Source organism: Pseudactinotalea sp. Z1732 (assembly GCF_049724975.1).
Taxonomy (GTDB): Bacteria; Actinomycetota; Actinomycetes; order Actinomycetales; family Beutenbergiaceae; genus CALKWS01.
Map to the genome: position 1 here is coordinate 67,696 of NZ_JBMPQC010000009.1, position 22,442 is coordinate 90,137.

A 22,442-nucleotide genomic window follows, 5' to 3' on the forward strand; every position below is an offset into this window, starting at 1 on the left:
CGGGGCGCTGCTGGCCAGCGAGGTTATGCGGCTCGGCTGGCCTTTGCGCAGTGCGCAGGGTTATCTAGCCCGCAGCACCGCCACCAGGTTGTCCCCACCGTCGTGGTAGTGCAGGTCGCCTACTGCGTCGGCCAACCCTTGGGGGCTGGCGCCAGTCTTGATGGTCAGCCCGGCCCCGGATCGGAACCACTCGGCCACCCCCTCGGGGGCATCGGTCAGCCGCGGCGCCACCCACTGCCACAACAAGGTGGCTGCCGCTGTTGCCGCCGTGCCGGTGGACAGCGTGGACAGGACCTCGATGACCGGCCCGTCCTCCTCGCCGGCCGTGGTGGCCTCCCGGTCCAGGTCCGGGTCCCCATCTGCCGCGCTTGCCACCGTGCGGGGTAGATCTCGGCGGGCCATCGGCTGCAGGGCAACGGCCAGGTCGGCCCGCTCATCCCACCGGCCGCTGTTGTCCAGACCGGCCGTGATTGCCCACTGGTGCACCTCTTCGACCTTGCCGGGGTCGAGGCTCCGCACCAGCACCGGGTGGCCGGCGACGGTCCAGGGCTGCCAGGAGGCGGCGATGGCCTGCCCGGTCAGGAGCGGCCGGAGAAGGGCGGACACTGCGGCGCGGGCTGCCAGGCGGATGGACCGGGCGTGGGTGCCGCCGGAGGCCAGGACGATGGGTTGGACCAGTTCGCTCATGTTCGCTCCGTGCTGCTGGTGATGATGCGCACCGGGATACCGGCACGCTGTGCCAGGCGGGTGCAGTTCCACGTCCCCCGGGAAGCCCCCAGCGGGAAGGCCAGCACCAGGTCGGCGCCGAGGCTGACCATGTGGGCGTTGCGGATCGGTCCGGCGGCCCGCCCGTGGGCGCCCCAGTCGGCGGGGTGGGCCTCGGTCGCCAGCCCCAGTCGGTCGAAGTAGCGCGCGGCCATCCGGTCGGCGCCGGTGGGGCAGTCCCCATGGACCAGGACCACCTCGGCGAGATCGTCGGCCTGCGTCAGTGCCTCATCGAGGGCGGCTTGCAAAGTATGGGTATCGGTCCAGTTCCGTGAACCGGTCACCAGGATCCTCACGTCGCTAGCACCTCCCATGCCCCTTGGGCGTCCAGGTCGTCAATCAGGTGTGCGGAACCGTGCTTCTTGGGCCACCAGCAGGGATGACACGCCGAGAATTACGAGGGCCTGAAAGCCCCGTGAACGCCGATCGCTACACACTCGACCCCGCGGACTTCTTGCGGGCCTGTGCTCGCTGCATCGCCCGGTGCACCGTGGCGCGGGAGACCCCCATCAGTTCGGCCACTTCGGCCTGGGTGTGCTCGCCGGCTTCCACCAGGGTCACCAGGTGGCGTTCCTGGGCGGGGGAGAGTTTGGGCTTCCTGCCGCGCAGTTTGCCCTTGGCGCGGGCCACCGCCATGCCCTCGCGGGTGCGGGCGCGGATGATGTCCACCTCGAACTCGGCCACCATCGACAAGACGTTGAACAGCAACTTTCCCACCGGGTCGCTCGGGTCGTATCGGCTGCCGCCGATGTCCAGTACCACACCTGCGGCGGTCAGTTCATCGGCGATGTCCCTAGCATCGGGCAGGGACCGGGCCAGACGGTCCAACTTGGTCACCACCAACGTGTCTCCGGCGCGGCACGCAGCCATCGCCTCCCGCAGGCCGGGGCGGTCCCGGTTCGTGCCGGTCAGACCGTGGTCCACATAGACCCGCTCTGGCGACACGCCGAGACTTACAAGTGCCTCGTGCTGGGCCTGCAAATCCTGGTCCGCGGTGGAGACCCGGGCGTAGCCGACCTTGATCGAACCCATGGGCACCACTGTCTCAAATAGGGGCCTCGACCGGGCAGAATATCGGGCGGCCCTACCGGGCACCGCTGAGGGCAGCAATCACGCCAGTGGTGTCAATTCTCGAACTCGGCTGCACGAATATCCGTACTCGCGTGCACGGCGTCGAGTCCAAGCTGGTTTTAAGGCTAAGAGCAGGCGCTCCTCGAACTGCGAAGCAGTTGATCGCTCCCAGGCGGCGGCGCAGCATCCGCCCGTGTGTAGCGCGACGTCTAGACCCAATTCGACTCATGTGTGGCACTGCCGAAATCGAGACCCAGGTGCAACAGCGGTTATGCACTTAGGAAGGGCGTTGCAGGGGGTGCACCCCACTGCAACGGTGAGCCTCACCCTCCGCGGAGGTTCTTCCCCTCCGGCGAAGGTGCTCCGCCTCTCTTTGATGCGGTTGGGAACTCGCTACAGGCCGAAGGCGCCACCCTCGAGGAGGATGACGATGCCGAGGCCGACGAGGACCAGCGGGAAGAGGATGTGCTCCCAGCGTTCGAGGACCTCGGCGATGGGCCGGCGGGTGGCGACGTACTTCGCTGCGAGCACGAGGAGGCCGACCAGGGCGAGGAAGACGAGGCAGTAGGCGATGATCGCGGTGGTGGACGCGGTGGCGAAGACGGGGACGTAGACCCCGATGTTGTCCCCGCCGTTGGCGAACGTCACGGCTGCCACGGTCAGGACTCCGACCTGCTTGCCGGCGACCTTGGCCTCGTCATCGTCGTCATCCTCACCGCGGTTGCGCCACGCGCGCCAGGCCGCATACAGGCCCAGGGCCAGGGGGATGAGCCCGAAGTAGGGCAGGGCGTCCTCGGGCAGGAAGCTGCGGGCGCCGAGGGAGACGACCACGGCGGCCAGCAGGATGCCCCCGAAGCCGAGGTACTGGCCGAGCAGGATCTTGCGGGTGGTGCCCCGCTGGCCGGCGCCGCGGGCGTAGAAGAGGGACAGGACGATGATGTCGTCGATGTTCGTGGCCACGAACAGGCCGATCGCCTGCAGGATCGGGGTGAGCAGTTCCATCGGGTGCCTTTCAGGGCGCGCCGGACCGCCGGCGGTGGGTCAGTGCGGCCGCGTTGGCCCACGGCGTCAGCGTCCGAGCGCGGGCTGGTGGGTGCGTGCGGCGCGCAGGCCGTTGAGGATGACCAGGACCTCGGCGACCTCATGGATGAGCACGACGGCGGCCAGGCCCAGGACGCCGGTGATGGCCAGGGGTGGCAGCGCAGCGATGATTAGCAGCGACAGGACGATGTTCTGGTTGACGATGCGCCGCCCGCGTCGGGCGTGGGCGATGGCCTGGGGCAGCAGGCGCAGGTCCTGGCCGGTGAAGGCGATGTCGGCGGACTCGATCGCGGCGTCCGAGCCGGTGGCTCCCATCGCGATCCCGACGTCGGCCGCGGCCAGGGCGGGGGCGTCGTTGATGCCGTCACCGATCATCGCGGTGGGCCGGCGCACGCTGAGCTCGTCCACGGCGGCGGACTTGCCTTCGGGGCGCAGCTCGGCGCGCACGTCACTGATGCCGGCCCGGGCGGCGAGGGCCTGCGCGGTGCGCTGGTTGTCGCCGGTGAGCATCGTGACGCCGATGCCCTGGCCCGCCAGGGTCTTGATGACCTGGGGGACCTCGGGACGTAGCTCGTCACGCACCCCGATCGCCCCGGCGACCGTGCCGTCGCGGTGGACGACGACTACGGTCATCCCTTGGGCCTCCAGGTCACGCACTCGGTCGGTGAGGTCGCCGGGGTCGACCCAGCGGGGGCTGCCGACCCACACCTCGCCGCCGTCGATGGTGCCGTGGATGCCGTGACCGGCTTCCTCGGTGATGCCCTGACCGGCGGGGGCTCCTGGGGCGGCCTGGGTGATGGCGGTGGCGAGGGGGTGGGTGCTGTGCTGCTCGAGCGCCGCGGCCCAGGCCAGGACCTGCTCCTCGGTGACGTCGGCGGTGGGGACGACGGCGGTGACGGTGGGCTGGTTCCTGGTCAGGGTCCCGGTCTTGTCGAACGCGACGTGCCCGATGTCCCCGAAGCGTTCGAAGATGGCCCCGCTCTTGATGATGACGCCGAACTTGCTGGCCGAGCCGACCGCGGAGACCACGGTGATCGGCACCGCGATCGCCAGCGCGCACGGGGAGGCGGCCACGAGCACCACCAGGGCGCGGGTGATCCACGTCTGCGGGTCACCGGCGAGTGAGCCGATGAGCGCGACCAGCACGGCCAGGACCAGGACGCCGGGCACGAGCGGGCGGGCGATGCGGTCGGCGAGCCGCGCGCGTTGCCCCTTCTGGGCCTGGGCGCGTTCGACCAGGCTCACGATCGTGGTCAGGGAGTTGTCGGTGCCGGCCGCGGTCGCCTCGACCTGCAGGGCTCCGGTGGTGTTGATCGCCCCGGCGGACACCTCATCACCCGGGCCGACCTCGACGGGGATGGACTCACCGGTGATGGCCGAGGTGTCCACGCTGCTGTGGCCGGTACGGATGATGCCGTCGGTGGCGATGCGCTCACCGGGCTTGATGACCATGACCTGCCCCGCGGTCAGGTCACGGGCCGGGACGGTCACGCTCTGACCGTCGGTGAGGACGGTGGCGCTCTGGGGCACGAGCTTGAGCAGTGCGCGCAGCCCGGCACGCGCGCGGTCCATCGCCCGGTCCTCCAGGGCCTCGGCGATGGAGTAGAGGAAGGCCAGGGCCGCGGCCTCCTCCACGTGGCCGAGGATGACCGCGCCGGTGGCGCTCATCGTCATGAGGAGCGCGATGCCGAGCTTGCCCGTGGCGAGCTTGCGCAGCGCACCCGGGACGAACGTGGATGCCCCGAGCAGCAGGCCGACCCAGAACAGAACGAGCGCTGCCGTCGGGGCGCCGGACCACTCACAGGCCAGCCCGGCGACGAGGGCAGCCCCCGAGGCGATGGGGATCATGACGGCGCGGTCAGCCCACCACGGGGCTTCGTGCTCGTCGTCGCTCGCCAGCTCCTCGACGGGCGCCTGGGTGGTCGCGCTCATGCCACGGTCCCGGTCGGGCAGCAGCCGGGCACCGCGCAGGCGGCATCCACGCACGAGGCGTTCTCATCGACGGCCAGCGTCACGTCGACCAGCGCGGTCATCGCCGCCGCCAGGTGCGGGTCGGCGATCTCGTAGCGCGTCTGGCGCCCCTCGGGCTCGGCCACGACGAGGCCGCAGTCCCGCAGGCAGGTCAGGTGGTTCGACACGTTCGACCGGGTCAGGCCCAGGTCGCGGGCGAGCACCGCCGGGTAGCTGGGGTCCTCGAGGAGCGTCATGAGGATCCGGGAGCGGGTCGGGTCGGCCATCGCCCTGCCCAACCGGTTCATCACGTCCAGCCGCGAAGCAATAGTCAGCATGCGCTGACTATACAGCACCTGCTGGCCTATCGTGTCTTCTCGTCCAACAACCTCTGTCCGACCCGCCCTCTATGGAAAACCACGGTGACGCCGCAAGGCAGTCATCGCGTCGTCCACGGCCGTCCTCGTCGGGTCGAGCACGTAAAGGTGGCCTTCGAACCGATCGCAACCGAGTGACTCCCACACCGGACCTAGTGCCGGCCTCCCAGAGGGTGTCTTCTTGTCCCGCGCCCGCGGGCGCGTCGGTCCCCTATCGGTGCCCCAGTGTGGGGCCGGTTCACGCTGCACAGCAGGAGAGCTTGGTGATGTCGGTGGTGAAGGCCTGGGCGGTGAGCTTCAGGCCTTCGGCCATGGTCAGGTAGGGGCTCCAGAGGTTGGCGACCTGGTCGGTGGTCATGCCGGCCTCGAGGATGTAGACCCCGGCGGCGGCGAGGTCGCCGGCGTCCTGGGCCAGGGCGGTGATGCCGATGATGCGGCCGGTGTCGGCGTCGGTGACCATCTTGATGAGCCCGCGGGTGTCGCGGTTGACGATCGCGCGTGGGACGTGCGCGAGGGACAGGACGCGGCTGTCGTAGCGGATCCCGGCGGCGGAGGCTTGCTGGTCGGTCATGCCGACGGCGGCCAGGGCGGGGCTGGTGAACACGACCCGGGGCAGGTGGCGGTGGTCGACCTCACGGCCGGCGCCGGTGAGGGCGTTGTCGGCGACGAGGGTGCCGTGGGCCGCGGCGACGTACACGAACTGCGGGTGGGCGGTGATGTCTCCGGCGGCCCAGATGCGCGGGTTGGTGGTGCGCAGGTGGTTGTCGACGACCACCGCGCCGTGGTCGCTGGTGCGCACGTCGACGGTGTCGAGGCCGAGGGTGCCGGTGACCGGGCGGCGCCCGGTGGCGACGAGCACCTCGGCCGCCCGCAGTTCCTGTGAGCCATGGGCGGCGGTGGTGGCGGTGACCGCGACCTCGCCGGTGGCCGGGTCGCGACGGACCGCGGTGGGCACCGCCCCGCGGATGACCTCGATGCCTTCGTCGGCGAAGATCTCCTCCAGGGCGGTGGCGGCCTCGGGTTCCTCGTGGGGCGCCAGGCGTGAGCGGACCAGCATGGTGACCCGGGCGCCGAGCCGGGCGAAGAGCTGGGCCTGCTCCATGGCGACGTAACCGCCGCCGATGACCAGCAGCGACTCTGGGACGTGGTCCAGCTCCATCGCGGTGGTCGAGGTCAGGTAACCGGCCTCCTGGAGGCCGGGGACCGGCGGCGCCCAGGGGCTGGAGCCGGTGGCGATGAGGTAGTGCGCGGCCCGGACGGTCTCCACCGTGCCGTCAGGGCCGGTGACGCGAAGTGCCGGCTGGGTCGGTGTGCCGACGAACATGGCGTCCCCGGGGAGGAGGTCCCACCCGTACTCGGCAGCAAGATCGAGGTACTTCTCGCTGCGCAGTGATCCGACGAGCTCATCCTTGCCGGCGACCAGGGCGGCGATGTTCACCGGCCGGACGTCGGGGGCCGGCAGGCCGGGGAACCGGGTGGCGTCGAGTGTGATGTGGCGGGCCTCGGCGGCCGCGAGCAGGGCCTTGGAGGGCACACACCCGGTGTTCACGCAGGTACCGCCGACGGTGCCGCGCTCGATCATCACCACCCGCCTGCCCAGGTTGGTGGCGCGGATCGCGGCCGCGAACGCCGCCCCACCGGACCCGATCACTGCCAGGTCATACGACCTACCTCTAGCCGTTACCGTCACGAGCTCCTCCTTCGTCGTCCTCAGGATCGACCTTCCAGTGCACTGGAAGGTCAAGGCAGAATGAGTGGCATGCGGATCGGTGAGGTGGCCCAGGCGTCAGGCACGACAACCAAGACCCTGCGGTACTACGAAGAAGTCGGGCTGCTGCCCGACCCGGACCGGACCCCGGCGGGGTACCGGGACTACGGCCCCGAGGTGCTCGCCCGGCTGGACTTCATCCGCCGGGGCCAAGCCGCCGGGCTCACCCTGGCCCAGATCGGTCAGGTGCTGGACATCCGCGACCGGGGGCAGGCCCCCTGCCAGCACGTCACCGACCTGCTCGACACCCGCCTTGAGGTGATCGAGCGACAGCTCGCCGAGCTCGATCAGCTACGCACCACGATCGCCGCCCTGCGCGACCACGCCGCCGCCGGCGACCCGGCCACGTGCTCCCCCGAGAATGTCTGCCGCTACCTGTGACCCCGAAGGTCACGGGCCCGTGGCACCGCATGGCGGGCGACTCTGTTGCGTTGGGGTGTTAGACCGTTTGCAACGGATCTGTTGCGCGGGGTGTACCCCCAGCGCAACACGCTGCCATCGTCATCCCGCGCTTGGCCCGGCCCCAGGAGTCGAGGTTGGCCTGTCACTTGCGCCGGCTCTGCGCCAAGAGCTTGTGTCCGGCCTCGCGGAGTTCGCCCGTGGGCGAGACGTGGCGGTAGAGAGTCTGTCGGGTGATGCCGAGTTCTTTGCACAGGTCACTGACGTTGGTGTCTGGTTGTCCCATGGAGGCCATGGCGAGGCGGATCTTGGCGGGGGTCATCTTGTAGGGGCGCCCGCCTTTGCGGCCGCGGGCGCGAGCGGCGGCGAGGCCAGCGATGGTGCGTTCGGAGATGAGCTCGCGTTCGAACTCGGCGAGGGCGGCGAAGATGCCGAAGACGAGTTTGCCGGAGGCGGTGGTGGTGTCGATGGCCGCGCCCTGCCCGGTGAGGACCTTCAGCCCGATGCCACGCTGGGTGAGGTCATGGACAATATTGACCAGGTGTCTCAGGTCGCGGCCGAGCCGATCCAACTTCCACACCACCAGGGTGTCCCCGCGACGGAGGGACTTCAGGGACGCCGCAAGCTCGGGACGGTCCTCCTTCTTGCCCGAGGCCCGGTCCTCGTACAGAGCCTCGGCGTCGACACCCTCAGCCAGGAGCGCATCGCGCTGCAGGTCCGTGGTCTGCGATCCGTCGGCCTTCGAGACCCGCATGTAGCCGACCAGCACGAGGCGCCTCCCACCCATCACTTATACGACCGATTGCGTGACAGTCCGCAGCGTGACGGCTGTCCGGAGCGTCCATGTCACTTAACCCGTCATCTATTCTACGTCCTGCGAACGGTCTCCATCTGTCAAGATGTGACAGTCGTTTCCGGCCCGGCCGGCACCTGGCGTGCACGCTGCTCCGCCAGCGTCCGTGGGAGGTGGTCGTCCGGGATGCCGAGGGCGATTAGGTCATCGCGAGCACGTTGGAAGGTCGCCTCGCTGCGAGTCAGGGCCGTGAGGGTGGCCAGCAGCTGGCGGGCGGCGACGGGGTCTTCCTGGGCGAGCGCGATCGCCGTGTTGAGTGCGTCCTCGGCTTCCTGCCAGTAGTGCCGGTCGGGTGGGGTGCCGTCGGGGACGGGCCGGTGAGGCTCAGGACTCAGGAGAGATGCGAGGGTGCCGTGGGCGGTGACTTCGCCGGTCTCGATGAGGTTAAGGGTGGCGGCGGCAGCTTCGAGAAGCATCTGCTGTCGGGGCCAGGGCAGCGATTCGTAGGGGTGCCAGGGAGCGACCATGCCGGCGCGGACGGGGTGACCGGCGGTGTGCCAGATGCGCCGGACGCTTCGGTGGGAGCGGGTGCGCAGCGCCGAGACGGGGCCGGAGAGCTCGTCGATGAGGGTGCGTAGCAGCCGGAACCACACTCCCGCGTGCACGGATCGGCGCGGCAGGGTCACCGTGCCGGTGTGCAGGGCCTGGTGGGTGCGTGCGTCCATGACGAGGACCGCGGCCGGTGCAGTGCGGGCGCGGGTGTCCTGCTTCTCCCAGGCGGCGAAGGCGCCAAGGCCGCCGAAGGCGGGGTCGAGGTAGCAGCCGTGTTGCGGGCAGCTGAGCGTGAGCGGGAGCTGGGAGATCAGGGTGAATCCGAAGGTGCCGGCCGCGGAGGTTCTTTGGCAGGTCGGGCAGGCCCGGCGCAGCGGCCCGCGTTTGGGGTCGGTCGGCAACCAGGCACGCCAGCCGGGCACCTCCCGCCGGGGGCGTTCCTTGGCGGTCAGGAGCACCGAGTCCTGGTGGACGTAGGTGTCGAACGCTTCCCCGGGCACTGGCTCGGAATCGAGTGTGTCCAGGAGCCAGGGCACCTGGCCGGCGATCGTCATCTGGCGCAGTTGGTCCAGCGGTACGCCGGTGCGGGCGGTCAGCGCGGGAAGCACCACTGCGGGTGGGTTCAGGTCCAGGGTGCTGGTGTGGTGGTCGGGAAGATCGAGGTCCGGTGCGAGGTTGTGCCGGATGAGTTCCTCGACGCTCAAGCCGTAGACCTCGGCCAGTCGGCTGAGCCAGGACGTCAGCGCCTCGCCCTCACCCGGTGGTGGGTGCAGGGGCCAGCGAGCGGTCATGCCAGCTCGCGTTCGAACATCCGGCGTCGTTCGGTGGGGCCAACGTAGGGCGCCATGAGCAAAGTGCGTTGGTTGATCGCCTCCTCGCCGGACTCGATTGCTGCCACCGCGGCGTCGGTGAGGAGGTGGGTGAGTTCTCCGATGGTGCCCTCGCTGCGGGAGAGCAGGTAGCGGGCCATGTCCTCAGTGGCGATCGTCGAGGGGCGCCGTAGCGGGAAGGCGGCGGCGAAGCTGGCCAGCAGTGTGCGGGTCTCCTCGTTCGGTTCCCAGCGGGGCAGGGTGAATGGCTCGAAGCGGTTCTCCAGCTGGTCATCGGAGCGGATCGCCAGATAGGCCTCGCGGGTCCCGACCCCGACGAGCGGGATGCGCAGCTCGTTGCCCAGGAACCGGATCAGGTTGAGGAACTCGCGCCGGGTCTCGCCGCGCCCGGCCAGGAGGTTGTGCAGCTCGTCGATGACCAGGACTCGCACCCCGACCGCGCGCAGGAGCGCCAAGGTGGCTTGCTCCAGGTCGGCCAGGCGCTGGCGCGGGCGTAGCGGTGCTCCCATCGCGGCCAACAGCGCGACGTAGAACCGGATCACCGAGGGCTCTGAGGGCATCTGTACCGCCAGCACCGGTATCTGCTCACGATCGGCGTGGGACGTGGGCGGGTGGAGTCGGCGGAACTTCTCGATGATCATCGACTTGCCGTTGTTCGTCGGCCCGATCAGCAGCAGGTTGGGCATGCGCTGCTTGCCCGGCCACGCGTACAGCGTCTCCAGCCGCTCCAGCGCCGCGGTGGCGCGGGAGTAGCCGATCCACCGGTCGGCGCGCACGTGCCGCACCCGCTCCTCCGCCGGCAGCCGGGCCACCGGCCGGGCGCTCTCGTGCAGATGATCCAGGCCGTCACCCGCGATGTCCTCGACTGTCCGGTCCTGGCCCTGGCTCACCACTGCTCGATCACCTCGAACGGCGCCACGGACGCCGTATCCGAGGCGCTGGCCCTGCTGGCACCATCAGCAAGGGTGTCGTCAGGCGGGCCCGCCGCGGCGGGCTTGTCCCAAGAGTCTGCGGCCCCCGCTTTCCTGCGGCGTTCAGCGTCGCGGCGGGCCTTGCGCGTGGTGGACCTAGCGGTGTCGGTGATGGTGCGCATCTGCTCGACCATCCGGAACAGTGCCTCCTCATCGACCTGCGCCCGGCCTTCCGCCCGGAGCCGTTCCACCGCGGCGCGGTGCTCCCACACGCTCACCGCCGGATGGGACTGCGTCCGGTAGGGCACCGCCAGGTAGGACTCGCCCTCGGGGTTGAGCACCCAGATACGGCTGATGTCGCGCGGGTCGCGGCGGATCACGAACCGGTCCAGCTGCCCGCGGCGGGCGATCCATGGCTTGAGCGCGTCGCTGAAGTAGCGCACGTGGTCGATGACGAACCCGGTGCGGGTCAGCGTCCTGCGGATCACCGGCAGGAAGTCCACCAAGAACGCGGTCTCGTTGGCCACGGCCACCGCCGGCGTCTGGGCCGCGCCGGCGACCCAGCGGGCCTGCGGCGTCTGCCCGGTCGTGCCGTGAACCGTCCCGTGGTAGTTCGCCACCGCCAGGGCCAGCCACTTCTCCAGCTCCGCGACCGTCAAGGTGGCCTTGGCATCGGAGTCGTAGCTGCCGCGCTGGGCCGGGTTGGAGAACGTCGTGCCGGGCAGCTCGTGGACCATCTCCATCAGCGTGCCGACGACCCGCTCGACGATCCCGCCGTAGTGCGGACGTCCCAGGGGGCGGTAGCGCAGCGTGATCCCGTGCTCCTCACAGCCTCGCCGCAGGGCCTCGCTCTTGAACTCCGCGGCGTTGTCCAGATACAGCTCGCCAGGCTTGCCGGCCATCGGCCAGTTCACCTCGATCCCCAGGCGCTCCAGCCAGGCCCGCTTGTCGGTGACCATGTGCGCCAGGCACAACCCCACCGACAGCGCCGAGGGTGCCTCCAAGGTGATCACCAGGCCCACGATGCACCGAGAGAAGACGTCGATCGCGACCGTCACGTACGGCCGCCCGATCGGTAGACGGTGGTGCTCATCGACCACGATGAGATCCACCACGGTGTGGTCGATCTGCACCTGCTCCAACACCCCGGTGATCGGTGGCACCTGCCCACCGGCCGACTCCAGCGACCGTGCCGCGTCTGCTCCCTGACGGGCTGTTGTCTCGGCGCGCGGGTCAAGGCCAGCGATGCGGCGCGTGATCGCGCCGAGTGAAGGCACTGGCAGGCCGCGGGTACGGCATACCCGCGTGATCTCGCGGTGTACCGCGGCGGTCGTCTTCCGTTGCCGGGTCAGGTAGTGCTTGCGCACGACCTCGCGGATGGCCGCCTCGACCTCGGCCGACAGCCGCTGGCCGCCGCGGCCACCGCTGGAGCGCCCCGGGATCAGATCGGAGACCACGCCTTGGCCCTCGCGCCACCGGCGCAGCAAGACATAGACCTGCCGGCGTGAGATGCCCAGCTGCTCGGCGGCCGCCTCCACCACCTCCTCACCGGCTGTCCCGGCCTCGGCCAGCGGGCCGATCACCTCCGCCCGGCGCACTGCGACCGCCCACACGGCATCGGGGACGGTCAGCAGACCACGCTCAGGAACCCGGTCCTCAGCGACCGCTTCGTCGTGCACAGGACTATGGAACAACAAGCCGACCGTGCACACGGGTACGGACACGCCGGGCGATCAAACTCCGCTGCACACTGCCTCGAACATACAGGTCGCCTGTGCAGACGACTTCGGACATTCACATCGTGCCGGCGCCATGCTCGTCGAGCGGGGCGTCTCGTAAAACTGTAGCTTTTCGCGACTTCGATATCGGGTGATCACCTGTGGGTGCTTGGCTGTCACGGCTGAGCTGCGGCAGACGCCACGCACCAACCCAGGACCGTGCCCGGGGGAGCGCTCCATCAAGGTTCAGGAAGGGGTGGGAAGCGAGTGTGAGCTGAGCTCTGCAGTGAGGGCGGCTCTCCGGGTGGCACGGGAGGTGACTGTCCCCATGCCGGACGATGCGACGGGAGTTCGGTGTGCTGCCAAGGCTCGAGTCTTCCTACGGTTGTGTTGGGGCCGGTCTCCCTCATCGCATCAGCGCGACGGTGGCCGAGGAAGGCACTGGCAGTGCACCCCTCCCGAGCGGATGGCCCTACATCAGACCGTTCGTCCGGAGCCAGGCCTCGAGGTCGGCGGCGGCGGAATCGACGTCTTCTCCGCGGACAGCGAGACCGTCTGCGACGTTGCTCTCGGGCAGGGTGTCACGGTAGTCCTGGTCGATCTCGCTCATGCCAGAGACGGCGTAGGTGACGAACGGCAGGATCCGCATGCCAGAGAGATCGACGCCCTCGAGGAAGGTGGACAGAATCATCGGGGCACGGACATTCCACACCGGACTGCCCAGCAGCACCGCGTTGTAGCCACTGACGTCCGGGAGCTCTCCCGCGAGGCCAGGGCGGGCATCGTCGTTCTGCTCGCGCTGGTTGCGCTCGACGGTCGGGTCGTAGGCCTCTGGATACGGGTCGGCGGCGCGGATCTCGAACTCGTCGCAGTCGATTCGTTCGACGATCATCTGAGCAAGACGTTTGGTGTTGCCCACCTCGAGGTCACGGCGTCCGCCCTCCCAGTAGTTCTCGCCGGCCCGGGAGAAGTAGACGAGCAGGGTGCTCGCGCCGGAGGACGGTGCAGCGCTGGGTGTCATGTCGGGACTCTCATCCGGTGTCTGCGGTGGGTCGGCGGAGCGAGAGTCATCCGGCGGCGCGCAACCGGCGAGGGTCGCGAGCCCGGCAAGTCCGGTCGCGCCCACGAGGGTCCTTCGGCTGATCTCGGTCACGGTGCCAGTCCACAGGCGCTCAGCTGCTTCCGGGAGGGCCTGCTTATCCGTGCACTGCCAGTTCCTCCCTCGGAGCGGCGGCGGTCCGTAGCGTGGAGGGCATGAACCAGAAGGACGAGGTCGGAGACTTCCTGCGCACCCGTCGGAACCGCATCACGCCGGAGCAGGCAGGAATTCTTCCCGGCAGCCGGCGCCGGGTGCCGGGCCTGCGTCGCGAGGAGGTCGCCATGCTGGCCGGCGTCAGCGTGGAGTACTACGCGCGGATGGAACGCGGCGACCTCCGTGGCGTCTCGAGCGAGGTTCTCGACAGCCTCGCACGAACGCTGCGCCTGGACGAGGCCGAGACCGACCACCTCCATGCCCTCGCCGAGGCCGCCGGTTCCCAACCCGCCCGGCGCCGGAAGAAGGCCGAGCAGCCGTTCCGGCCGAGCTTGCAGCGGTTCATCGACGCCGTCGCGATGCCCGTGTGGGTGCGGGACCGGCGCATGGACTTCGTGGCCGGCAATCCGATGGGCCGAGCCCTGTACAAGCCGCTGCTGGAGGATCCGGCCAGCCGTGGCAACACAGCTCGCTTCGTCTTCTTCAGCCCCGCTTCCCGCATCTTCTTCCCCGACTGGGAAGAGAGCGCGACCAACATCGTCGCCTCGCTGCGCACCTACGCCGGGCAGAGCCCCCGGGACAAGCACCTGACCGACCTGATCGGCGAGCTCGCCACCCGCAGCGACGACTTCCGAGTGCGGTGGGCAGCCCACGATGTGCGCCACCACCGCACCGGCATCAAGCGCATCCACCACCCCGAGGTCGGCGACCTCGAGCTGGTGTACGAGGCGATGGACTTCCCGGCCAACCCCGAATGGTTCATGTTCGGCTACACCGCCGAACCCGGGACCCCGAGCGAGGACCGCCTGGCACTGCTGGGAAGCCTCGCCGCCAGCGACCAGACCACGCACCACGAGGAGAGAGCATGACCATCACTCTGAACAACGGCGTCGAGATGCCCGCCCTGGGCTTCGGCGTCTTCCAGACCCCGCCCGAGGAGACCGTCGCCTCGGTCGCTGAGGCGCTGCGCGTCGGATACCGCCTCATCGACACCGCCGCGTCGTACTTCAATGAGCGCGAGGTCGGCGAAGGGATCCGCGCTTCCGGCATCGACCGCTCGGAGGTGTTCATCGAGACGAAGCTGTGGATCTCCGACTACGGCTACGACGAGGCCCTGCACTCCTTCGACAAGTCTGCCGGCAAGCTCGGCGTGGACCAGATCGATCTCCTGCTGCTGCATCAGCCGCTGACCGCGGACTTCGCCAAGACGGTCGGCGCGTACAAGGCGCTGGAGAAGCTCCTCGCGGACGGGAAGGTCCGCGCGATCGGCGTCTCCAACTTCATGCCCGATGTGCTCGAGCGCTTGCTCGCCGAGACCGAGATCGCCCCGGCCGTCAATCAGGTCGAGGTTCACCCCTACTTCACCCAACCTGACGTGCAGAAGGCCGACGCCAAGCATGGCGTTCTCACCCAGGCCTGGTCGCCGATGGGCGGGATCACCAGCTACCGCGGAGACTCCAGCCGCTCGACGTTCAATGACCCGGTGATCGGCGACATCGCGGCCACGCACGGCAAGACCCCGGCGCAGGTCATGATCCGCTGGCACCTGCAGCAGGGCCGCTCCGCGATCCCGAAGTCGGTCAAGCCCGAGCGCATCGCCGCGAACTTCGACGTCTTCGGCTTCGAGCTCACCGACGAGGAGCTCACTCGGATCGACGGACTCGACACCGGCGTCCGCAGCGGTCCGGACCCCGACATCATCACGCTGGAGAACTTCCACCGCGACATCCCCGAAGCCTGACCAGCAGGCCGCCGCTGAGATGTCCTCGACGGCGGGTCCGCACAGACAAGTGCCCCGCGTGCCTCACGGCACGCGGGGCACTTCGCGTTCAGGTGGGTCAGCGGTCGATCCACTTCTGCATCTTCTCTGGATAGCGCGGAGCCGTCGTATCGATCAGGGCGGACTGCTCGGCCAGCTGCGCCAGCTCCTCGTCGCTCAACTCGACGGTAGATGCGCCGACGTTCTCCTCCAGGCGGTGGATCTTCGTCGTGCCGGGGATCGGCACGATCCACGGTCGTTGCGAGAGCAGCCAGGCCAGGGAAACCTGCGCAGGCGTCACATCCTTGCGCCCGGCGATCTCGGAGACCAGGTCGACAAGCTGCGCCCCGGCGGCGCGGCTCTGCTCGCTGTACCGCGGCAGCGTCGCACGAACATCCCCGTCAGCGAACACGGTCGAACCGTCGACCGTTCCGGTGAGCAGACCCTTGCCGAGCGGACTGAACGGCACCAGGCCGATCCCCAGTTCCTCCAGGGTCGGCAGGATCTCGACCTCCGGCTCACGCCACCACAGGGAGTACTCGCTCTGCAGCGCCGTCACAGGCTGCACGGCATGCGCGCTGCGGATCGTGGCGACGCCTGCTTCGGACAGGCCGAAGTGACCGACCTTCCCGCCCTCGATCAGCTCCTTGACGGTGCCGGCGACGTCCTCGATCGGCACGTCGGGGTCGACGCGGTGCTGGTAGAGCAGGTCGATCTTCTCCACGCCGAGGCGCTGCAGTGAAGCGTCCACGGTCGTGCGGATGTACTCCGGTGTGCTGTTCAGCCCGGACTCGCGGGTGCCTACGAAGTCGAAACCGAACTTCGTGGCGATCGCGACCTGGTCACGGACGGGGGCAAGGGCCTTGCCGACCAGCTCCTCGTTCACGAACGGGCCGTAGACCTGGGCGGTGTCGAAGAACGTCACCCCGAGTTCGACTGCGCGGCGGATCACCTCGATACCGTGCTCGTCCGCGACCTTCTTGCCGTATCCGTGACTGAGCCCCATGCAACCGAATCCGATCGCCGCGGCCTCCAGGCCGGTGCCGAATGTGCGCTTCTCCATACTGCGTCTCCTTCGCGAGTGGACAGCTCCGAGGCTAGGTGCGATCCCACCGGTTAACGGCGTACTGCGAGTTCCTCCCTCCAGGCGCAACCACGACCTAGCGTGATCGCGTCAATTCACGGTGAACCCGAAGGAGCCGGGACCGCTGCGCGGGTGTCACGATGTGCGGCGCTCAGCGTGCTGCAGCGAAGGCTGTGCATCAGACCCGGGCCAGCATGGTCCTCGTCCTGAAGAGAAGCCAGCTCACTTCATCACTGACAAAGTGATCGAGGCCGCCACCAGCACCCTGGTCACCGGCTAACGCCACCTACTAACTCACAGAAGCACGCCACTTACTGATCAAGTCCACACCGCTGAGGGCAGCAATCACGCCAGTGGCGGGCTGGGTAGAAAGTGCCCGGTGACCGTTCCTCCTACGGGACGGTCAACGCTCATGGAAGCTCCGACCTCCCCCTGCTCCCGCCCAAGAAGAGGCGCGGGTCGTGTGCCGAGGCGCCCCGGGGTCCTGACGACGTCGGAGCGGCCGACTACCAGACTCACCCGCGCGGTGCTACAGGCCGAAGGCGCCGCCCTCGAGCAGGATGACGATGCCGAGGCCGATGAGGACCAGCGGGAAGAGGATGTGCTCCCAGCGTTCGAGGACCTCGGCGACGGGCCGCCGGGTGGCGACGTACTTCGCTGCGAGGACGAGGAGGCTGACCAGGGCGAGGAAGACGAGGCAGTAGGCGATGATCGCGGTGGTGGACGCGGTGGCGAAGACGGGGACGTAGACCCCGATGTTGTCCCCGCCGTTGGCGAACGTCACGGCGGCCACGGTCAGGACTCCGACCTGCTTGTCGGCGACCTTGGCCTCCTCGTCGTCGTCATCGTCATCGCGGTTGCGCCACGCTCGCCATGCCGCGTACAGGCCCAGGGCGAGGGGGATGAGACCGAAGTAGGGCAGTGCGTCCTCGGGCAGGAAGGAGCGAGCCCCGAGGGAGACGACCACGGCGGCGAGCAGGATGCCTCCGAAGCCGAGGTACTGACCGAGCAGGATTTTGCGGGTGGTGCCCCGCTGGCCGGCGCCGCGGGCGTAGAAGAGGGACAGGATGATGATGTCGTCGATGTTCGTGGCCACGAACAGGCCGATCGCCTGCAGGATCGGGGTGAGCAGTTCCATCGGGTGCCTTTCAGGGCGCGCCGGACTGGCGGCGGTGGGTCAGGGGGGCGCGTTGTCCGTGGGTCAGCGTCCGAGCGCGGGCTGGTGAGCGCGCGCGTGCGGCGCGCAGGCCGTCGTCGCTTTCGAGCTCCTCGACGGGCGCGTGGGTGGTCGCGCTCATGCCACGGTCCCGCTCGGGCAGCAGCCGGGCACCGTGCAGGCGGCATCCACGCACGGGGCGTTCTCATCGACGGCCAACGTCACCTCGACCAGCGCGGTCATCGCCGCGGCCAGGTGCGGGTCGGCGATCTCGTACCGCGTCTGGCGCCCCTCGGGCTCGGCCACGACAATGCCGCAGTCCCGCAGGCAGGTCAGGTGGTTCGACACGTTCGACCGGGTCAGGCCCAGATCCCGGGCGAGCACCGCCGGGTAGCCAGGGCCCTCGAGGAGCGTCATGAGGATGCGGGAGCGGGTCGGGTCGGCCATCGCCCGGCCCAACCGGTTCATCACGTCCAGCCGCGAAGTAGTAGTCAGCATGCGCTGACCATACAGCACACACTGACCTATCGAGCCTCTCTCCCAACGACCTCTGCCCGACCGCGGCCCTCTATGCAAAGCCAGGATGACGCCGCAAGGCAATCCCCTGCGGAACGTAACTGACCTCGGCTTCGAGGGGGACTACGAGCGGTGCGGACGGACTCGCAAATTGTTCATCTGCGGAACTGTGTACAGCGAGCAAAACCGGCGAGTCCTCGTCACCTGATGCGTACTGTGCGAAACTCAGGTGCATGACGCGGCATCGCCTTCTGGGCGTACTTGGGGCAGCGGCCCTCGTCGTGTCCGCTGGGTGCTCGTCGCAGGTTGACGAGGCACCGGAGGAGGCGCCGACCACTGAGCAGGCGGCCACCGATGGCGAGACGGCGGAATACGAAGAAGGCATCCTCGACCGGCTGGCCGAGGAGCAGGCCAGCGCGCGTGCCGAGGCCGAAGCGCAGCTCACTGTGCGCGGTGGCCTGGTACTCACACCGGACGTGTCCCTCGTGACTGATGATGGGGACTGCCTCCCGTTGATCCCCCAGCAGAGCCTGCACGACCGAGTCACCGATCTGATGGACGAACCCCAGGTGCAGATTTTGGACGCCTCCGGATCAATTGTGGGAACTGCCCAGATGGAGCAGAGGCTCTCCAGCACCGGCGATGCTTGCATGTTCTACTTCGAGACGCGGGTGTCACGGGGCGGCGGCTACTACACCGCAACGGTGGAGTCGTTTACGACTGATGCCGTCGCCGAGAGTGACGCGGAGGACGGCGAGATTTTGCTCGACCTCAATGACGATCTCTGATCGCCACGTTGCAAGCCGCTCCGCTTGCCGGGGTGCAGCCGTTTGAGGATCGGCTTATGAGGCGCCGGGAAGGTTCGGTCGCGGGGAGTAGAAGTCAAGAAGGGCTTCCGACTCGCGGATTGCCGCCTCTAGTTCTCCGCGTTCCGGAGCGGCACCTCGGTGCACCGCACGGTTACGCGGCCCCGCCAGACGGTCCGCGATGCGGGGGATCCGGCTCTTCGCAACCGGCTGGAGAGACTCAAGTAGCTTTACCAGGCCTACGAGCCCATTCGCAGACTGAATGATCGTTTCGGAAGCGGCGTCTCCGACGTCGCCCAAGAGTCTGCGAACGGCTGCGGCGAGCCCGGTTTCGGCCGCCGTTGTCGCGTCGATCAGAGAGCGGCGGAAATCTGTCCACCTCGCACGCAGCCACAGTTCCCACTCGAGCGGAAGTTCGATCCCCTCTGATGCGTTGGCCGCGGCGGCAGATGCAGTTGCGTAGTGGATCGCTTCCTGAGACCCGTGGAAGGTCACACGTGGGAACGGAGGGGACCAGCCGGTGCGGATAGCGGGACGGGAATCAGCTGAGAGCTGCATCTGACCTCTAGTTCCCGACGCGCGCTCCTCGGCCATCACGATCCGCTGGCTGCTCCACAACTCCAACCATCGACCAAACAGAGCGAACCAGGTGTCGAAATCAGCTCCGAATAAAGCCGCGTGCTCTGCCTCCTCCGTACCGTCGCCCTCGGCTCCGCGCCATGACGCACGGATCCCGATCGCGCGCATCCACGACGCGAGGGGAGGAGGATAGTCGGGTGCCGTGGCACCGAAGCCCATGTAGCCCCAACCATGCTCGCCCAGAGTTGCAGACAGGTCGTCCATTCCCGCAGGGGGCCCCAGGCGGTCGACGCCGGTACTTGATATCTCGCGAGGCAAGGTCGGGAATGACAGTTCGACATCAGTTCCACCGATCCTCAGGTCAAGAAGGACCCGTCCGACGCAGTCGCCTGCGACGAGCACCGCGCGCGGAAGTTCGACAGCGCCCCTCATAGTCACGTCCACAGTCGCATGATGGCTTGCGTAACGACGCCCAGCCATGCTTCCAACGTCCACGACCTTGCTCACTCTCCGGCGCGGTGAGGACGTTTCCTCGACGGCGGCGCTGGTGTCGTCCGGCGGAGGATCCTCAAGCGGGCGCGGGCAATTCAACCGAGAGTCGTTACCTTCTCCGTGCCAGTCGGCCGTTGGCTACCCCGCTCGGCATCGCCACGTCATGGGAGGGTGGTCCCCATGGAGCTGCATGCTCGTCAATGGGGCCACGGAGCGCGCCTAGCGATCCTGCTGCACGGGATGATGGGGTCATCGGGCAGTTGGAATCGCGTCGGTCCGGTGCTCGCGGCTCGAGGCTATCGCGTCCTGGCGTTCGACCTGCCGGGCCACGGCCGATCCCCTCGGGACCCCAACCTCACTATTGACGGCGCAGTCGCCGCCGTGATCGAGACGTCTCGCCACCATTCAGCAGTGGCGCCGACGTTGGCCATCGGCCATTCGTACGGGGGAACGATTCTCGCAGCCGCCCTTGAACAGCTCCGGCCCGAGAACGCGGTGATCGTGGATGCCCCGACCTCGGCTCGTGGCGGCCGCGACCGCGACGAGGCACACGCCGGCTACGCGCAAGAGGCGAGAGTGCGCACGTTTGACTGGCTGCGGGCCACCCGCCCCTACTACAGCGAGGCCGACGCCCGCACTGAGGCCGAAGCCGCTGCACTCTTTGACCCAGCGACTGCGGCCGCCGTCTCTGCGGCCGCCGGTGGCTCCTGGCCCTTGCCCGCTGGGGCCGTCGTCATCCGCCCGGAGCCTAGTCTGTACGTTCCCGACGAGACCGTTGCCAGCCTTGAACGCTCAGGTGTTGTGGTCCGAGGAATTGCCGGTGCGGCACACACCATCTGGTACAGCCACTTCAACGAGTTCATCGCTGAACTCCCCTTGATCTGACTGCATTCGAACCAGTTACCCTCGCCCGGGTTCAGACTGTGCCCGGTCGAGGATCCTCCTGCGGTGAGGGTGCTTGGGGATGAGCCGAGGTCCGCAAAGGTGCTGCTGTGACTTCGAGGGCGAGCGCTACTGCGTCTGCTGCGGGCGCTGCGCCGAATTCGACGCCGACCCGCAGGCCTACACCACGGCAACCTGAGCGTTCCGCCGGTATCTTTGACGGAGGTCTAAGTTGGAATCGTTATCACCGCCCGGGAGTGCGACCGGAACCACTCAGTCTGTGATCGTGGTGTTGTTCGGTGCCACTGGTGACCTGGCTCACCGCATGGTGATGCCGGCCCTGGTGGAGTTGCACGAGCGCGGATTGCTGCCCCAGAGGTGGCGCTTGATCGGCTGTTCCACAGACCGGTTGGATGAGGAGGCCTTCCGTGCCCGGCTGAGGGATTCCCTGCTGGGCAGCGAGTTGGGTCTGCCCGAGGACTGGGACCAGGTATGCCTGCGGGTCGGCTACGCGGGCGGGGGGTTCACCGATGACGACCCCGGTGCACTGCCTGAGGTTCTCGTTCGCGCGCGGCGTGAGTTAGCGGCCGAGGGCGGCGGTGAGCCGTTGGTCGTGCACTTTCTGGCCGTGCCACCGGCGGCGTATCCGGTGATTACTCGGGGGCTGGGACGTCATGGCTTGGCGGTGGGCGCCCGGGTGGTCTTCGAGAAACCCTACGGCAGGTCGCTGGCAGACTTTGAGTCGTTGGACGCGCTGGTGAAGAAGGTGCTCACCGAGGAGCAGGTCTTCCGCATTGACCATTTCCTCGGCAAGCAGGCGGTGCAGGCCATCTACGCGTTGCGCTTTGCGAACCGGCTGTTCGGCTCGCAATGGGATGCCCACGGGATTGAGCAGGTACAGATCGACGTGCCCGAGGACCTCGACGTCGCCCAGCGGGCTGGGTTCTACGACGCTACCGGCGCGGCGCTGGACATGCTGGTCACCCATCTGTTCCACGTGGCCAGCCAGGTGGCGATGGATCCGCCGGCGGACGTGCAGGACCCGGAGTCGGTTGTGGCCGCACGGGATGCGGTCATCGGGGCGTTCCGGCCACTGGATCCGGTCAGGGACGTCGTGCTGGGGCAGTTCGAGGGCTATACCGATATAGCCGGGGTGGCGGCTGGTTCCGGGCAGGACACGTTTGTCGCTGCCCGGCTGTGGATCGACACCGACCGGTGGCGGGGCGTCCCGTTCGTGCTGCGCACCGGCAAGCGCATGGCTCGCAAGGCCCAGCGAATCACCTTGATCATGCGTCCGCCCCAGGGTCCTTTTGGGCGCGGCCGTCACTGGGCGCAACACGATCGAGATCGACTTCAGTGGCCCCGGGGCCTTTGCTGTCGGTGTGACTGTCAGCACCCCCGGACCGGGTCGGGCGTTGAGTTTCGCGCACACCGAACTTGACTTGGCTGAGGTGCCGGGCGGGGAGCCGATCTCCGCCTATGCCTCCTTGCTCCACGATGTTCTTGTCGGGGACCGTTCGCTGTTCACCACCTCCCATTGCCTGCGGGCGGCCTTCACCGCCTTCGCGCCGGTGCAGGGCCCCCAGCGCCCGCCCCCGTTGCCTTACGCGCTCGGCTCGTGGGGGCCGCAGGAGGCTGAGCGTCTCACGGGTCCGCACGGGTGGATGCTCGAGCGCCGCGCACGCTGACCGCTCAGGGGACATGAGTGATCGCGCGGCGGTGGCGCCACGTGGCTCGGTGT

23 protein-coding genes are annotated in these 22,442 nt (G+C 68.5%); 7 read left to right on the forward strand and 16 right to left on the reverse strand.

Annotated elements, in window-relative coordinates:
• Positions 1–60 precede the first annotated feature (60 nt).
• The 7 genes from ACPL7H_RS15035 to merA form a co-directional block, all read right to left on the reverse strand.
• Positions 61–687, reverse strand: a complete 627-nt coding sequence (locus tag ACPL7H_RS15035; RefSeq protein WP_424797649.1) for a hypothetical protein — start codon at positions 685–687, stop codon at positions 61–63.
• The gene (locus ACPL7H_RS15040; protein WP_424797650.1) at positions 684–1,061 is read right to left on the reverse strand and encodes a DUF2493 domain-containing protein; all 378 of its coding nucleotides are present in this window, start codon (positions 1,059–1,061) and stop codon (positions 684–686) included. The genes ACPL7H_RS15035 and ACPL7H_RS15040 overlap by 4 nt, the downstream gene beginning before the upstream one ends.
• Before the next feature lie 133 nt (positions 1,062–1,194).
• Positions 1,195–1,797 (reverse strand): recombinase family protein, encoded by a 603-nt coding sequence (locus ACPL7H_RS15045; protein WP_424797651.1) that lies wholly within the window; start codon positions 1,795–1,797, stop codon positions 1,195–1,197.
• A 432-nt stretch (positions 1,798–2,229) separates the two neighbouring features.
• Positions 2,230–2,838 (reverse strand): cadmium resistance transporter, encoded by a 609-nt coding sequence (locus ACPL7H_RS15050; RefSeq protein WP_424791518.1) that lies wholly within the window; start codon positions 2,836–2,838, stop codon positions 2,230–2,232.
• 66 nt (positions 2,839–2,904) lie between these two features.
• The gene (locus ACPL7H_RS15055) at positions 2,905–4,809 is read right to left on the reverse strand and encodes a heavy metal translocating P-type ATPase (protein WP_424791519.1); all 1,905 of its coding nucleotides are present in this window, start codon (positions 4,807–4,809) and stop codon (positions 2,905–2,907) included.
• Positions 4,806–5,165 (reverse strand): Cd(II)/Pb(II)-sensing metalloregulatory transcriptional regulator CmtR, encoded by a 360-nt coding sequence (cmtR, locus tag ACPL7H_RS15060; protein WP_424791520.1) that lies wholly within the window; start codon positions 5,163–5,165, stop codon positions 4,806–4,808. Before cmtR (ACPL7H_RS15060) ends, ACPL7H_RS15055 begins: the two co-directional genes overlap by 4 nt.
• A gap of 277 nt (positions 5,166–5,442) precedes the next feature.
• Positions 5,443–6,894: a mercury(II) reductase gene (gene merA / locus ACPL7H_RS15065; protein ID WP_424791521.1), complete on the reverse strand. Its 1,452-nt coding sequence runs from the start codon at positions 6,892–6,894 to the stop codon at positions 5,443–5,445.
• A 69-nt stretch (positions 6,895–6,963) separates the two neighbouring features.
• On the opposite strand from merA, the gene ACPL7H_RS15070 reads away from it, so the two are divergent.
• Positions 6,964–7,353 carry a heavy metal-responsive transcriptional regulator gene (locus ACPL7H_RS15070; RefSeq protein ID WP_424791522.1) on the forward strand — a complete coding sequence of 130 codons (390 nt, stop codon included), beginning with the start codon at positions 6,964–6,966 and terminating at the stop codon, positions 7,351–7,353.
• Positions 7,354–7,516: 163 nt separating this feature from the next.
• Here ACPL7H_RS15070 and ACPL7H_RS15075 read toward each other — a convergent pair whose 3' ends face one another.
• From ACPL7H_RS15075 to ACPL7H_RS15095, 5 genes are all read right to left on the reverse strand, one after another.
• Positions 7,517–8,140: a recombinase family protein gene (locus ACPL7H_RS15075; RefSeq protein ID WP_424791523.1), complete on the reverse strand. Its 624-nt coding sequence runs from the start codon at positions 8,138–8,140 to the stop codon at positions 7,517–7,519.
• A gap of 125 nt (positions 8,141–8,265) precedes the next feature.
• Entirely contained in the window at positions 8,266–9,507 is a 1,242-nt protein-coding gene (locus ACPL7H_RS15080) for a TniQ family protein (RefSeq protein WP_424791524.1), read from the reverse strand.
• Positions 9,504–10,403, reverse strand: coding sequence for a TniB family NTP-binding protein (locus ACPL7H_RS15085; protein WP_424791541.1), 900 nt, complete (start codon positions 10,401–10,403; stop codon positions 9,504–9,506). Before ACPL7H_RS15085 ends, ACPL7H_RS15080 begins: the two co-directional genes overlap by 4 nt.
• A gap of 29 nt (positions 10,404–10,432) precedes the next feature.
• Entirely contained in the window at positions 10,433–12,151 is a 1,719-nt protein-coding gene (locus tag ACPL7H_RS15090) for a Mu transposase C-terminal domain-containing protein (RefSeq protein ID WP_424797676.1), read from the reverse strand.
• A gap of 496 nt (positions 12,152–12,647) precedes the next feature.
• Positions 12,648–13,196: a flavodoxin gene (locus tag ACPL7H_RS15095; RefSeq protein WP_424797652.1), complete on the reverse strand. Its 549-nt coding sequence runs from the start codon at positions 13,194–13,196 to the stop codon at positions 12,648–12,650.
• A gap of 233 nt (positions 13,197–13,429) precedes the next feature.
• Between ACPL7H_RS15095 and ACPL7H_RS15100 the strand changes: the two genes are divergently transcribed.
• On the forward strand, positions 13,430–14,296 hold the full coding sequence (locus ACPL7H_RS15100; RefSeq protein ID WP_424797653.1) for a helix-turn-helix transcriptional regulator: 867 nt from the start codon (positions 13,430–13,432) through the stop codon (positions 14,294–14,296).
• On the forward strand, positions 14,293–15,168 hold the full coding sequence (locus ACPL7H_RS15105) for an aldo/keto reductase (protein WP_424792962.1): 876 nt from the start codon (positions 14,293–14,295) through the stop codon (positions 15,166–15,168). The genes ACPL7H_RS15100 and ACPL7H_RS15105 overlap by 4 nt, the downstream gene beginning before the upstream one ends.
• A gap of 97 nt (positions 15,169–15,265) precedes the next feature.
• Here the strand turns inward: ACPL7H_RS15105 and ACPL7H_RS15110 are convergent, their stop codons facing one another.
• From ACPL7H_RS15110 to cmtR (ACPL7H_RS15120), 3 genes are all read right to left on the reverse strand, one after another.
• Positions 15,266–16,249 (reverse strand): aldo/keto reductase, encoded by a 984-nt coding sequence (locus ACPL7H_RS15110; RefSeq protein WP_424792961.1) that lies wholly within the window; start codon positions 16,247–16,249, stop codon positions 15,266–15,268.
• A 550-nt stretch (positions 16,250–16,799) separates the two neighbouring features.
• Positions 16,800–17,408 carry a cadmium resistance transporter gene (locus ACPL7H_RS15115; RefSeq protein ID WP_110854002.1) on the reverse strand — a complete coding sequence of 203 codons (609 nt, stop codon included), beginning with the start codon at positions 17,406–17,408 and terminating at the stop codon, positions 16,800–16,802.
• 156 nt (positions 17,409–17,564) lie between these two features.
• A complete protein-coding gene (gene cmtR / locus ACPL7H_RS15120) occupies positions 17,565–17,924 on the reverse strand; it encodes a Cd(II)/Pb(II)-sensing metalloregulatory transcriptional regulator CmtR (protein WP_424797654.1) in 360 nt (119 codons plus the stop codon).
• Positions 17,925–18,175: 251 nt separating this feature from the next.
• Between cmtR (ACPL7H_RS15120) and ACPL7H_RS15125 the strand changes: the two genes are divergently transcribed.
• Entirely contained in the window at positions 18,176–18,730 is a 555-nt protein-coding gene (locus ACPL7H_RS15125) for a hypothetical protein (protein WP_424797655.1), read from the forward strand.
• 54 nt (positions 18,731–18,784) lie between these two features.
• Here the strand turns inward: ACPL7H_RS15125 and ACPL7H_RS15130 are convergent, their stop codons facing one another.
• The gene (locus ACPL7H_RS15130; protein ID WP_424797656.1) at positions 18,785–19,591 is read right to left on the reverse strand and encodes a hypothetical protein; all 807 of its coding nucleotides are present in this window, start codon (positions 19,589–19,591) and stop codon (positions 18,785–18,787) included.
• 408 nt (positions 19,592–19,999) lie between these two features.
• On the opposite strand from ACPL7H_RS15130, the gene ACPL7H_RS15135 reads away from it, so the two are divergent.
• The 3 genes from ACPL7H_RS15135 to ACPL7H_RS15145 all read left to right on the forward strand — a co-directional run bounded on the left by ACPL7H_RS15135 (position 20,000) and on the right by ACPL7H_RS15145 (position 22,389).
• Entirely contained in the window at positions 20,000–20,704 is a 705-nt protein-coding gene (locus tag ACPL7H_RS15135; protein ID WP_424797657.1) for an alpha/beta fold hydrolase, read from the forward strand.
• A gap of 283 nt (positions 20,705–20,987) precedes the next feature.
• A complete protein-coding gene (locus ACPL7H_RS15140) occupies positions 20,988–22,142 on the forward strand; it encodes a glucose-6-phosphate dehydrogenase (RefSeq protein ID WP_424797658.1) in 1,155 nt (384 codons plus the stop codon).
• A complete protein-coding gene (locus ACPL7H_RS15145; RefSeq protein ID WP_424797659.1) occupies positions 22,084–22,389 on the forward strand; it encodes a hypothetical protein in 306 nt (101 codons plus the stop codon). Before ACPL7H_RS15140 ends, ACPL7H_RS15145 begins: the two co-directional genes overlap by 59 nt.
• Positions 22,390–22,442 lie beyond the last annotated feature (53 nt).

Coding starts and splice junctions, on each gene's coding strand:
- ACPL7H_RS15035 (WP_424797649.1), bottom strand. CDS start 687: ATGAGCGAACTGGTCCAACCCATCGTCCTGGCCTCCGGCGGCACCCAC.
- ACPL7H_RS15045 (WP_424797651.1), bottom strand. CDS start 1,797: ATGGGTTCGATCAAGGTCGGCTACGCCCGGGTCTCCACCGCGGACCAG.
- ACPL7H_RS15050 (WP_424791518.1), bottom strand. CDS start 2,838: ATGGAACTGCTCACCCCGATCCTGCAGGCGATCGGCCTGTTCGTGGCC.
- ACPL7H_RS15055 (WP_424791519.1), bottom strand. CDS start 4,809: ATGAGCGCGACCACCCAGGCGCCCGTCGAGGAGCTGGCGAGCGACGAC.
- cmtR (WP_424791520.1), bottom strand. CDS start 5,165: ATGCTGACTATTGCTTCGCGGCTGGACGTGATGAACCGGTTGGGCAGG.
- ACPL7H_RS15070 (WP_424791522.1), top strand. CDS start 6,964: ATGCGGATCGGTGAGGTGGCCCAGGCGTCAGGCACGACAACCAAGACC.
- ACPL7H_RS15080 (WP_424791524.1), bottom strand. CDS start 9,507: ATGACCGCTCGCTGGCCCCTGCACCCACCACCGGGTGAGGGCGAGGCG.
- ACPL7H_RS15095 (WP_424797652.1), bottom strand. CDS start 13,196: ATGACACCCAGCGCTGCACCGTCCTCCGGCGCGAGCACCCTGCTCGTC.
- ACPL7H_RS15100 (WP_424797653.1), top strand. CDS start 13,430: ATGAACCAGAAGGACGAGGTCGGAGACTTCCTGCGCACCCGTCGGAAC.
- ACPL7H_RS15105 (WP_424792962.1), top strand. CDS start 14,293: ATGACCATCACTCTGAACAACGGCGTCGAGATGCCCGCCCTGGGCTTC.
- ACPL7H_RS15110 (WP_424792961.1), bottom strand. CDS start 16,249: ATGGAGAAGCGCACATTCGGCACCGGCCTGGAGGCCGCGGCGATCGGA.
- ACPL7H_RS15115 (WP_110854002.1), bottom strand. CDS start 17,408: ATGGAACTGCTCACCCCGATCCTGCAGGCGATCGGCCTGTTCGTGGCC.
- cmtR (WP_424797654.1), bottom strand. CDS start 17,924: ATGCTGACTACTACTTCGCGGCTGGACGTGATGAACCGGTTGGGCCGG.
- ACPL7H_RS15125 (WP_424797655.1), top strand. CDS start 18,176: ATGACGCGGCATCGCCTTCTGGGCGTACTTGGGGCAGCGGCCCTCGTC.
- ACPL7H_RS15130 (WP_424797656.1), bottom strand. CDS start 19,591: ATGGACGACCTGTCTGCAACTCTGGGCGAGCATGGTTGGGGCTACATG.
- ACPL7H_RS15135 (WP_424797657.1), top strand. CDS start 20,000: ATGGAGCTGCATGCTCGTCAATGGGGCCACGGAGCGCGCCTAGCGATC.